The sequence below is a fragment of the Mycoplasma simbae ATCC 49888 genome, assembly GCF_000702705.1.
Classification (GTDB): Bacteria; Bacillota_I; Bacilli_A; order Mycoplasmatales; family Metamycoplasmataceae; genus Mycoplasmopsis; species Mycoplasmopsis simbae.
Window position 1 is genome coordinate 1 of record NZ_JNJG01000001.1, and the last position, 12,275, is coordinate 12,275.

11 protein-coding genes are annotated in these 12,275 nt (G+C 33.3%); 5 read left to right on the forward strand and 6 right to left on the reverse strand.

Annotated elements, in window-relative coordinates:
• The 6 genes from T329_RS0100005 to recO form a co-directional block, all read right to left on the reverse strand.
• Positions 1–234: helix-turn-helix domain-containing protein (locus tag T329_RS0100005; RefSeq protein WP_029608404.1), on the reverse strand; the 234-nt coding region annotated here is incomplete at its 3' end.
• A gap of 127 nt (positions 235–361) precedes the next feature.
• Entirely contained in the window at positions 362–1,291 is a 930-nt protein-coding gene (gene msrB, locus T329_RS0100010) for a peptide-methionine (R)-S-oxide reductase MsrB (protein ID WP_029608405.1), read from the reverse strand.
• Positions 1,292–1,404: 113 nt separating this feature from the next.
• A complete protein-coding gene (locus tag T329_RS0100015) occupies positions 1,405–2,595 on the reverse strand; it encodes a phosphopentomutase (protein ID WP_029608406.1) in 1,191 nt (396 codons plus the stop codon).
• A gap of 8 nt (positions 2,596–2,603) precedes the next feature.
• Entirely contained in the window at positions 2,604–3,587 is a 984-nt protein-coding gene (gene nrnA / locus T329_RS0100020) for a bifunctional oligoribonuclease/PAP phosphatase NrnA (RefSeq protein WP_029608407.1), read from the reverse strand.
• Entirely contained in the window at positions 3,587–4,555 is a 969-nt protein-coding gene (gene nrnA / locus T329_RS0100025) for a bifunctional oligoribonuclease/PAP phosphatase NrnA (RefSeq protein ID WP_029608408.1), read from the reverse strand. Before nrnA (T329_RS0100025) ends, nrnA (T329_RS0100020) begins: the two co-directional genes overlap by 1 nt.
• Before the next feature lie 156 nt (positions 4,556–4,711).
• Positions 4,712–5,395, reverse strand: coding sequence for a DNA repair protein RecO (gene recO / locus T329_RS0100030; protein ID WP_029608409.1), 684 nt, complete (start codon positions 5,393–5,395; stop codon positions 4,712–4,714).
• Positions 5,396–5,472: 77 nt separating this feature from the next.
• Between recO and T329_RS0100035 the strand changes: the two genes are divergently transcribed.
• From T329_RS0100035 to T329_RS0100055, 5 genes are read left to right on the forward strand one after another with little or no spacing between them, the layout of a single operon-like run.
• A complete protein-coding gene (locus T329_RS0100035; RefSeq protein ID WP_029608410.1) occupies positions 5,473–5,769 on the forward strand; it encodes a hypothetical protein in 297 nt (98 codons plus the stop codon).
• The gene (locus T329_RS0100040) at positions 5,762–7,381 is read left to right on the forward strand and encodes a DAK2 domain-containing protein (protein ID WP_029608411.1); all 1,620 of its coding nucleotides are present in this window, start codon (positions 5,762–5,764) and stop codon (positions 7,379–7,381) included. Before T329_RS0100035 ends, T329_RS0100040 begins: the two co-directional genes overlap by 8 nt.
• Positions 7,381–8,394, forward strand: coding sequence for a phosphate acyltransferase PlsX (plsX, locus tag T329_RS0100045; RefSeq protein WP_029608412.1), 1,014 nt, complete (start codon positions 7,381–7,383; stop codon positions 8,392–8,394). The genes T329_RS0100040 and plsX overlap by 1 nt, the downstream gene beginning before the upstream one ends.
• Entirely contained in the window at positions 8,387–9,073 is a 687-nt protein-coding gene (gene rnc / locus T329_RS0100050) for a ribonuclease III (RefSeq protein ID WP_029608413.1), read from the forward strand. Before plsX ends, rnc begins: the two co-directional genes overlap by 8 nt.
• 34 nt (positions 9,074–9,107) lie before the next feature.
• The gene (locus T329_RS0100055; protein ID WP_029608414.1) at positions 9,108–12,092 is read left to right on the forward strand and encodes an AAA family ATPase; all 2,985 of its coding nucleotides are present in this window, start codon (positions 9,108–9,110) and stop codon (positions 12,090–12,092) included.
• Positions 12,093–12,275: the final 183 nt, after the last annotated feature.

A 12,275-nucleotide genomic window follows, 5' to 3' on the forward strand; every position in this document is an offset into this window, starting at 1 on the left:
ATTAAATCTGAACATATATTTATGATATGCTCTGTTTTTGGCTTTTATATCAGCAGTATCTGACAAATAATTACCGTTATTATCTGAATTTCTCTTTAACTCTCTCGATATTGTTGAAGGAGAAACATGTAAAATCGAAGCTATTTCTCTAATCGAAAAATTCTTATATCTAAGATTTTCGATTAAGAATCTTTGATTTTTATCAATATGAGAATATTTTTTACTATAATTCATTTATGTCCTTTCTAGTACCAGTAGATAGGGCATTTTTTTATTAAAAATGCAACACCAGTATTATATTACTAAGTGTTGCACTTGAATATACAATTTGGGAAACAGTAATCTGTTTGGATTACTGTTTTTATTTAACAAATTTTTTGAATTCGCTATAACCTCTTTGATCCATCTCTTCAAGAGGGATAAATTCAAGTGCTGCACCATTGATGCAGTAACGTTTACCACCCATATCTTTAGGGCCATCATTAAACACATGACCTAAGTGGTTATCACCTTCGCCAGATCTAACTTCAATACGGTACATATTGTGTGATGTGTCGTCTAGGTATTGAACACTTTCTTTTAAAATTGGCTCTGAAAAACTAGGTCAACCACAGCCTGCATCAAATTTTGTGCTTGATGAAAATAAAGCTTCGCCAGTGATTTTTTCAATATAAATACCTTTACGGTGTTCATCATTTAGCTCTGAGGTATGTGGTCTTTCAGTTGCTGAATTTTTTAAAACATCATAGCTTAATTGGTCTAATTTTAATTCATTTCTAACTTGTGAAAGTAATTTTAATTCCGATTGATTTAAATTGTAATCAGTGTTTAAGTTAACGTGGCAATAACCTGTTGGGTTTTTTTCAAGATAATCTTGGTGGTATTCTTCAGCAGGTACAAAGTGTGTTAATTTTTCTAGCTCTACATAAAATTGCGCGAATGGTTTTTTCAAATATTCAAATAATTTTGCAATCACCTTATGGTCTTGTTCATCTTCATAATATACACCAGTTCTGTATTGAGTGCCAACATCATTACCTTGTTTATTTAATGAATCAGGTTCAATTAATCTAAATAAATGTAAAACTAATTCTTCAACAGTAACAACGTCAGCATCATAGACAACTTTAACTGTCTCTGCGTGCATTGAATTTTTTAGATTTCGGTAGGTGGCGTTTGTGTCTAATCCATTTGCATAGCCTGATTGAGCATCAATTACACCCTTAACACGCGAAAAGTAGGCTTCAACACCTCAAAAACATCCGCCTGCCAAATAAATTGTTTTTTGCATTTTTACTCCTTAATGGTTTGTGATAATAATAATCTAATTTTACTTGTTTTAAAAAAACAAAAAAGCGATTTTATGAGTATTTGAATACTCAAAATTCGCTTTTTTAATTTAAATTAGACAAGTTGATCAAAGATGTCATCACCTGTTTCATTGACGATTTCAACGCCTCAGTTGCGCGCAACAATGTTGCCTGTGGTACCTAAACCTTCCACATCTTTAAGGACTTTTGGTGAAGTAAATGATTTAGAAAACACTGTTAAAGGAAGCATTTCTCTAGTGTGGTTAAAACCTGGATACAATGGATCATTACCGTGATCTGAAGTCATAATTAATAAATCATCTTCTTTCATCGCGTTGATTAAAACACCTAATTTTGTGTCTAGAAGTGAAATATTAGAAGCATAACCATCAACATCTCTACGGTGTCCATAGTGTGAATCGAATTGCACTAGGTTGGTGAAAACAAATTTGTTTTCATCGTCTTTTTTGGCTTCATCAATAGTTATATCCATTGCGTGTGCATCACCATCTGAATGGATCGCTCTAGAAATACCTTGACCAACAAAAATGTCATTAATTTTACCTACCGCTACAACATCAACACCAACTTTTTGAAGTTCATTCAAAATCAATTCACGTGGTTTGTTTGCATAATCGTGTCTGTTGAATGTACGTTTGTATTTGCCGTTTTCATCAGTAATGAACGGTCTTACGATAATACGTCCAACATTTCACTCCGGCTTAGATGAACAAATTTCTCTAGCTGCTTTACCATAACGATATAGATTTTCTAGACCAATTCACTCTTCATGAGCTGCAATTTGCAGCACTGAATCCATTGATGTGTAAACAATTATGGCACCAGTGTCTTTTTGTTCTTGAGCAAATTCATCAATAATTTCAGTACCTGAACCACTACGGTTGCAAATAATTTTTCTGCCGTCAAAAGCTTGAGAAAGTGCATCAATTAAATCTTGTGGGAAACCATTTTCTGTAAATGTAGGGAAAGGAACTAAAGTTTTAATCCCCATCATTTCTCAATGTCCCGCTAATGTATCTTTTGCATTCGAAACTTCTTGAATTCTGCTCATGTATGCAAGTGGTTTACGCACATGATAATTTCCTTCAAGTGTAGTAATATTACCAATACCTAGTTTTTTTCATGTGTCGATATAAAACATTGCACTTTTTGAAGCTGATAAAATGGTGTTAGCTCCTTTGTCGCCAAAAGCGTTTTGATCGCGGTCAGCTCCAATACCTAAACCATCAGTTACAATCATGAAAACACGTTTAAATTTAGCCATACTTACTCCTATCTATTTTCTAGCTGTCAACGTTCAACCTCAAGGTTGCAATCATTAATCACATTTTCAACATCATCAAAAGTTTTAATCATGCAGCCTGAAGCACGGTCGTGGCCGCCACCACCTCATTTTAAGGCAACATTACGAACAATTGGACCGTTTGAACGATATTCAACTCTAATATTTCCATTTTCCTCTTCGTTGAATGACACTCAAATTGGATAGCCCTTAATATTGCCAATTAAGTTAGGTCTTGCCATATCATTTGGTTTTTTACCAAGCTTAAGTGTGGTCGCATAATCTACTTGAATGTATGCAACTTGTCCACTAGTTTTAAGCGAAGACATTAGTGTAGATTGAACTTTTAAGTCCTCAATACTGGTTTGTGCAAGCCCTAAAAACACTTTTTCTGCGTTTAAATTATTTTTATATAAATAGCCTGCCAACTCGTGAGTACGAGCACTAGTATCTGAAAACTGGAATCTACCTGAATCAGTTACAATGCCTAAAAACACGCAATTAGCTGCTTTTTCATTGAATTTTCAACCTTTTTGAAAAGCTAATTCAGCTATCATTTCAGCCGCAGCAATTCTATTTTCTTCCAATCAAACCGTACATTTGTCAAGATCATCTTCATTTGGATGGTGATCAATACGAAGTGTTTCGGCAAATAAATTTTTATCTAAAATTTCACGGTTTTGAATTCTTTCTTTTTGGTTGGCATCAACGACCACACCTAAAGATTGTTTCAAAATTTCATCACTTGGAACTTCATCAAAATCTAAATCAAGGAAATTAGAAAAAAGTCCATTTGAATCACCCACGGCATAAACTTTTTTATTTGGGTAGTTAATTCTTAACAATTCTCTAAGACCAAACTGTGAACCTAGACAATCGCCATCAGGACGAATATGGTGAAATATAACGATTGAATCATATTGTTCTAGTTTAGCCGCGGCATCTTTTCATGTGCCAGTATCTTGCATTTTCATTATTGTGCCTCCCATTTAATTATTGCTTGATTAAGTTCGTTTAGAACTTGTTCAATTTGCTCATGTGAATCAATTGTGCAACCAGCAGCGTTTGCGTGACCGCCACCCTCATACTTAGCAGCAACTTCGTTTACTAGTGGCCCATTAGAACGCAATCTGCAACGAATTTTTCCATCTGCTTGTTCAACAAAAAAGGCTCAACACGAATTATCTTCAATGTTTGCTAATTCATTGACAAAAATAGCTGCTTTTAATTCATCAAAACCAAATTTATCTTGAACTTGTTTAGAAGCAATATAGTATAAAACTCTGTCTTTTTGTTTAAAATTTGACAAAATATCGCCAATATACTTAATGTCTTTTAGGCTTCTTTTTCCTAGTTCTCTATGCAATTTTCAAGGCTCAATTTTGCCTTGTTCTTCAAGAAAAGCTGCAAGTTTATAAGTACGCGAACTAGTATCTGGATATAAGAATCTACCGCTATCAGTCACAATTCCTAAAAAGGTATGCAATGCTGATTTTTCGCTTAGTTTTCACCCTGCATCAAAGGCAATATGTGCAACTTGTTCAGCTGCTGCAACATAATGTTCATCAACAAAATGATAATCATATTCAATATCACTACCGTTTGGGTGGTGATCTATACGCAATTTAGCAGTGAATTTATCGCCTAGTAGCAATTCTCCATAAACAATTCTATCTGAACTAGAAGCATCAACCACAACCCCTAGTGAATCATTAAAATCAATAGTTTCAACAGGATCAAAATGATAGTTCATAAAGTCGTATGTACCCACATTATCACCAATTGTATAAACATTCTTATCAGGAAAATTATCTCTTATCATTTGTGCGAGACCATGTTGAGAACCTAAACAATCTCCATCGGGTCTAGTATGGTGAAAAATTACAATATTTTTATATTTTTTGATTGCATCAATTGCAACCTGTGTGCTTCCAATTTTCATCTAATCTCCTTAATTTTTTGTGTGTGTAAATTATACTATTTTTACATATATTAATATGAGTTATATATCAATATAAATACAAATTAATCCTTTATACGGGACATATTATTGTTCAATATTTTGTCGTAAAACTCTATAAAATGAGTATTTACGTAATTATTGTTCTACGTAAATACCATTATCGTGATAATGTTGTAATAACTCCTGCATTAAAATTTCGGCAATTGCATCATTACACATCATTATAAATTTAGTCAAATCTTTGAACATAAAATAAATACTTTTAAGTTCTTTATTTCAGCGCACATTTTGCGAATGTGCAAAACATAAAAAACCGCCTTTGTGAAAAGCAAAATCACACAAATTATATGCTTGACCACATTCGCAACATTGCTCAACTACTGGTTTAATTCCGTAGCTAGCTAGACCGCTTGTGTATAAAAATAACAACAATTTTTTGTTAATGCCTTCGCCTAATCTTTTAATAATTTGAGTATATGCGTTAAAAACACTGAATGTTTTTGTTTTAATTTGCTCAATAAATTTGATTGCTTTTGCTACAAAAATCAAGTTTAATCGATTTGAAAAATCAATTCCTTCCAGCAAACTAGCTTTTTTTAACCTACCAATGGCTCCTTTTTTTCTTGCCTTAAAATATTCAATTTCGACAATACAACCTACTTGCAAATTCACCCTGTTTTTGGAACTTGCTTTATTGATGCCTTTAGCTAACAGGCGAAAACTGGAGTTAGGTGTTAAAAAATCGACAAAAGAATCATTTATCGATGTATTAGATTGTTCAATATTAACCACTATAGCTTGCGTTATAACTTCGGCCATAATTTATAATATACATCAATATTTATAGTTTATAATTGAATTTAATTATTAATTAAACAATGTATTTGGGAGGCTAAGTGGAAAAATCAGAAATTAGCAAAATCTTCATTGATATTTTAGAATCAACACCTGGCGTGTTTAGCATTCAATGCCCTTTCGATCATCCTGTTGATGATTGTAATGAATGAGTAGTGGCCAACAAAAAAGATGATTCAAATGTATGAGACTTTACAGCGGCAATTACAATTTTAAAAAACAGTAACTTGAAAAATATTGTAACTTCAATTACTTCTTTGTTGCGCTTTGCACTTAGACAAAAAGAACAAAAACTAGGAAAACTTAACATATTAGTCGGAGGTTTGAATAATGATTAATAAACTAGACGGAAAAGTGTTTTATGAACTGTGCCTTTCAGGTGCCAATAATTTAATGAATCAAAAAAATCGTATTGATGCCTTGAACGTGTTTCCTGTGCCAGATGGCGACACTGGCACAAACATGTCTTCAACAGTTAAATCTGCAATTCAAAATTTAGAAAACGGAAATGAAAATTTAGGTGAAGTTGCTCACAAATTTGCACGTAATATGCTTTTTGGTGCACGTGGTAATTCAGGAGTTATTTTAAGCCAAATTTTTAAAGGTTTTGCCATAGCTTTTGAAGGCAAACAAAGCGTAGATATTTTAGGCTTACTTGAAGGATTTAAAAAGGCGACCGAAAAAGCATACGGCTCAGTTTTAAAACCTGTTGAAGGAACTATACTAACAGTAATTAGACAAACAACTGAAGAATTGGAAAAAATTGTTGATAATTCTACAACTTTTGAAGTATTTTTTGAATTAGCGGAAAAATTTGCACGTAAAGCTTGTGATAACACTCCAAACTTGCTAAAAGTTTTACGTGAAGTGGGAGTGACCGACTCTGGTGGAGAAGGTTTTTACACAATCATTGTAGGTATGAACTCATTAATGAAAGGTCAACCAGTTAAAATTCAAGAAGAAAGTTCATCAATTGATACATTTATTCAAGATGGTGAAGTTTACGATGGTGAGTTTGGCTATTGCACTGAGTTTATTATTGAACTTAAAGATGTAGATGCATTCAAAAAAGATTTATTCGAAAAAGGAATCAACAAATTCGCAACTAGTTTAGTTGTTGTGCAAGACAATGAAATTTTAAAAGTTCACGGACATGTTTTAAAACCGGGTGAAATGTTGAATTATGGTCAAAAATTTGGTGAATTTATCAAAATTAAATCTGAAAATATGTCATTGCAGGCCAAAGAAAACAGAAACAAAAATGTTGTTTTAAACGAGGCGAGTGAAGACGAAAAAGAATGTGCAATCATTTCATGCAACTTAGGTTCAGGAATAATTTCACGCATGAGAGAGCTTGGTTGTGACGCTATTGTTGAAAGTGGACAAACACAAAACCCTTCAGCTCAAGATTTAGTTGATGCAATTAAATCAGTTAATTCGCAAAATGTGTTTGTGTTACCAAATAACTCAAATATTTTCTTAGCAGCTCAACAAGCAGCACAAATTATTGATGATAAAAATGTATTCATTATTGAATCTAGATCGCAAATGCAAGGTATGGCTGCCATGATTCATTTTAACAGTGAGTCAAGTGCTGAAGAGAATTTAGAACTATTAAACGAAGCCATTAAAACTGTTAAAACTGGTGAAGTAACAACCGCTATTAGAACAACTAAAATAGATAATGTTAAAATCAAAGAAGGACAATTTATTGGAATTTTAGACCACAAAATTGTCACTTCGCAATCAACATACATTAATGCAGCCAAAGAATTAATTAAAAAAGCTATTACTCCCGATCATGAATTAATAACAATTTTTTATGGCAACGATATTTCAGAAACTGATGCTAACGAAGTTCAAAGTTTTATTGAAAGCCGTTATGATGTTGAAGTTGAATTATTGAATGGTGCTCAACCTAACTATCACTTTATTATAGGATTTGAATAATGAAAAAATACACAATTGCTTTTGATATAAACGGCAACGATAACGGTATCAAACCAGCTGTATTAGCCTCATATGAATTTAGCAAATTAAACCCAAATTTCAACATTATTTTAGTTGGTCCCAAAAACGAAATCGAAAACATAAAAGTTAAAGGTTTTGAATCAATGCCGCAAAACATTTCTATTGTTGATAACCCAAATGTTTGTTCAAACACCGATAACATTAGAGCTTGCTTACACGAAAATACATCAATGAATGCAGCTATAGATTTAGTGAAAAATCAACAAGCGGATGCAGTTTTAAGCTCAGGTAACAGTGGTTTATATTTAGCAGCTAACACCTTAAAACTTAAACGTTTAGACAACGTATCGCGTGCTGCTTTTATGCCAATTATGCCTACAATTAAAGGTCACAAATTCTTGCTTTTAGACGTGGGGGCTAATTTAGACACTAAAACTGAATACTTACTTGAATGAGCAAAAATTGCCAATGAATTTGCCAAAGTAATGTTTAAGATCGCTAACCCAAAAGTTTCTTTAATTAATATCGGAACCGAAGACAATAAAGGTATTGAGATAATCAGACAAGCACACCAAGAGTTCAAAGAAACTAAAGAATTAAACTATGTAGGCTTTAAAGAGCCACGTGAATTGTTAAATTATGTGAGCGATGTTGCGGTAATTGATGGTTATGGTGGTAACCTTGTACTAAAAAGTTTAGAAGGAGCCATTTTAAGCTTTAAAGATTTATTAAAAAGCAAAATCATGAAAACAACTATTCGTAAGCTAGGTTACTTGCTTGCAAAAAATGCTTTTGTTGATGTAGCCGAAACTTTAGATTATAGAAATGTTGGTGCTGCTTGAGTAGTTGGTGTAAATGGAGTGGCTATTAAATCACACGGAAGCAGTGATCACAAAGCTTATCTAGGAGCTCTTAATCAGATTAAATTAGCTCTAGAAGCAGATGTGTTAAATAATGTCAAAAAGGCCTTAGAACAAGGGAATAATGAATAAACACAAAATTGATCTTTTTATTGATTTTACCCGTAAATACTCAATAAATATCAAGAAAATTAGTAATTTTATTCCTGCTTTTACACACCCAAGTTATACCAAAGTCAATAAAAACACTACTGAAGAAGACTATCAAAAACTTGAGTTTTTAGGTGATTCACTTCTACAATTTTTATCAAGTAGATTTTTGTTTAAAAAATACCCTAACCTTAATGAGGGTGAATTGACACTCATGCGTGTAAAACTTGTTTCGACAAAAAACTTGAATGCTCTTTCAGATAGCATTGGAATCAAAGAATTTTTACGTACTGGTCCGGGTATGATGCACAAAGAGGTGCTAAGCTCTGTTAAAGTTGGAGCTGACGTATTCGAATCATTTATTGGCGCTCTTTACATTGATCAAGGACTTGAAAAAGTGAACACATTTTTAGGCCAAACTCTATTTTTAACTCAAATCGACACTAGTAAACTTAAGGATTCTAAAACACGTTTTCAAGAACACATTCAGTCTTTTTCACGCACATCAGTTACATATCTAACTACCCAAGAAGGTGATGAATTTATTGCTAAAGCAATTCATGATAATCAAGTTTTTGGCGAAGGAAAAGGCAAAAGCAAGCTAGAAGCTGAAGAAAACGCGGCAACAGACGCGTTAGAAAAACTAGCACTAAACCAGTAAAAATGTTGATCAAAACATATTTTTAAGGAGAAAAATGAAATTAATTAGAGTTCAAGCTCATGGCTTTAAATCATTCGCTGACCCTGTTTCATTAACCTTTGATGGTGGGGTTGCAGGTATTGTTGGGCCAAATGGTTCAGGTAAGTCAAACATTAATGACGCTATTAGATGAGTTTTAGGTGAGCGTAGCGCAAAAGAATTGCGTGGAGATAAAATGGATGATGTTATCTTCCAAGGTTCTCAAACCGCTAAGGCAATGGATAAAGCCGAAGTTACACTTACTTTTGACAACAAAGAAGGCAACAACTCAATTCCACACGAAATTTTTACAATTTCGCGTGTGTTGGAGAGAGGATCAGGGGCTAATAAATATTATCTAAATGGCGAAGAATGTCGTCAAAAAGACATTCTAGAAATTGCTATGGAATCAGGTATTGGAAAATCAAGCTTGGCCATTATTTCACAAGGTACCGTTTCTGATATTGCTCAATCAACTCCTGAGCAACGTAAAGCAATTTTTGAAGAAGCTGCAGGTGTTTCAAAATACAAATTCAAGAAAAAAGAAGCTTTAACAAAATTGGCTAAAACCCAAGAAGGACTAGAAAAAATTGAAATTACCATCAAGGAAATTGATCGTAAATTAGTTCCGCTACGTAAACAAGCTGAAAAAGCTAAAATTTACATTGAAAAATCTGAGGAATTAAAACAAGTTGAAATTGGCTTGTTAGTTGATAATATTCAAACCTTTGGCCAAAAATATGAAGATCTTTCAACCGAACTTGAAGGTGTTGCTGAAACTAGGGAAGATCTAGAACAAAGAATTAAACACGCACAAGATAAAATTACCCAAAATACTGGTTTTAGAATTGAAGAAGAAAAAAGAATTGAGTCTTTAAACACTGAATTAAAACAAGTTGATGAACGCTTAAGAAACATTGAATTAGCAATCACGCAAGAAACTGCACGTGAAAAATTAATTGCTCAAGGCGAAATCGAAGCTAGCCGTGAAGAAAGAATTAAAGCTTACCAAAAACTAGCGACTCAGTATAACTCAAACGTTAAAAACATTGATCACCAAATCGAGGTTTTAAACCTAAGAGTGAGCGAAAACCGTGTGCAATTGAGCAAACTTGAAGAACAAGTTGGTATGCTAAATATTCAACTAAGCAAGAAAGAAAAAGATTTAACAGCCGTTAAAACCCATTTACAATTCTTAGAACAGCAAAAAGAAAACAGCACAATATTGTTCAAGGGTACTAAAACCATTTTGGAAAATAAAACCTATTTTGGTAAACCTTTAAAAGGTACTGTAGCTGATTTACTTCGTGTAGATCCTGAGTACGTGCGAGCTATTGACACTGTTTTATCTAGTGCTTCTCAGCACCTAGTTGTGGACAAACCTGAAACCGCTGTTAAGGCAGTTAATTTCCTAAAAACTAATGACGGTGGCCGCGCCACATTTATTCCATTAACATCTATTCAACCTAAATCTGTTCGTGATGATCACTTATTAGGCATTCAAGGGCACCCTGGATTTGTTTCGGTTGCTTCAGAGTTAGTGTATACAACTCCCGAATATGAAATCTTGAAAAAATTCCTACTTGGTAATGTAATAGTGGCTTCTGATATTGAGCAAGCAAACAAAATATCAAATATTTTAGAGCGTCGTTATATGGTTGTAACACTTGAAGGTGATACAATTCGTGCCGGCGGAATTATTGTTGGTGGTGCTAAAGATAAAACTCAAAGTTTATTGGGCTTTGAAGATAAAATGACTGAATTACAAAAATTAATTCCTGGCATCAACGCACAAATTCAACTCTTAATCACAAAACTAAATGAAGCTAAAAACTATCGTAAGCAATCATTTGAACTAGATTCATCACTGCAAGCACAACTGTCAGCTCTTAGATCTAAAAAATCAGCTGAACAAGCAGCAATTGATGAATTAAACGTTAAATTGACTAATTTAAATGCTCAAATTGTTGAGCTAGATCAGCAACAAAATCAAGCTCAAAAAGCTGCTCAAAAGCAAGATCTACAAACATTGCAAACAAGAAAAGTAACAATTGAAACCGAATTGTCCGCTGCTTTGCAACGTGTTAAAGCATTAAACATAGACATTGAACAAGCTAACACCTTGAAAAATGACTACAATTCAACATTAAATCAGTTAATTCAATCGTTTGCTAACAAACTAACCGAAAAAGAAAGATCTAAATTCTTATTAGAACAATCTAGAGATCGTTTAGCTTCGCAATACAAGCTAACTCTTGAAACCGCATCATTGAACTACAAATTAGAACTTCCTCGTGATGTGGCTGAAGAAATTGTTAGAACCTTGCGTGAAGAAATTGACAAACTTGGTTCAGTAAACATTGAATCTTTAGAAGCATTAATCGAAGAAGAACAAAGATACAACAAATACAATGAAGGATTCAAAGAATTAAGTGAAGCTAAATCGACACTTGAAAAAGCAATCGCCGACATAGATAAAGTTATTACAACTCGTTTAGTAAATATAGTAAATGATGTAAATGGACCGTTTAACGAAGTGTTTGCAACAATGTTGGGCGGTGGAAAGGCTGAGCTATACTGAACAGACCCTAACGACATTTTGGAATCTGGTATTGAAATTAAAGCTCAGCCTCCAGGCAAAAATATTGCCAACATTAAATTATTCTCAGGTGGTGAAAAATCACTGATTGCAATTTCATTGCTATTTGGTATTTTAAAAGCAAGACCATTGCCATTGTGTATTTTAGACGAAGTTGAAGCAGCACTTGATGAAGCTAACGTTGTTAGATATGCTGAATATCTACAAGAACTAAAAGAAAAAACACAATTCTTGGTTATTACACACCGCCACGGAACAATGTCAAGAGTTGATGCTCTATTTGGGGCAACAATGCAAAATCGTGGGGTTACAACCTTCTTTAGCTTAGAATTAGCGGAAGCTAAAAAACTTGTTAAAGATGAGCAAAAACAATTGCTTGAAACAGAACCTGACGCAGAATAATACAGAAATAATTAACTTGTTATGAGTTAATTATCCCAAATTGTATATTCAAGTGCAACACTTAGTAATATAATACTGGTGTTGCATTTTTAATAAAAAAATGCCCTATCTACTGGTACTAGAAAGGACATAAATGAATTATAGTAAAAAATATTCTCATATTGATAAAAATCAAAGATTCTT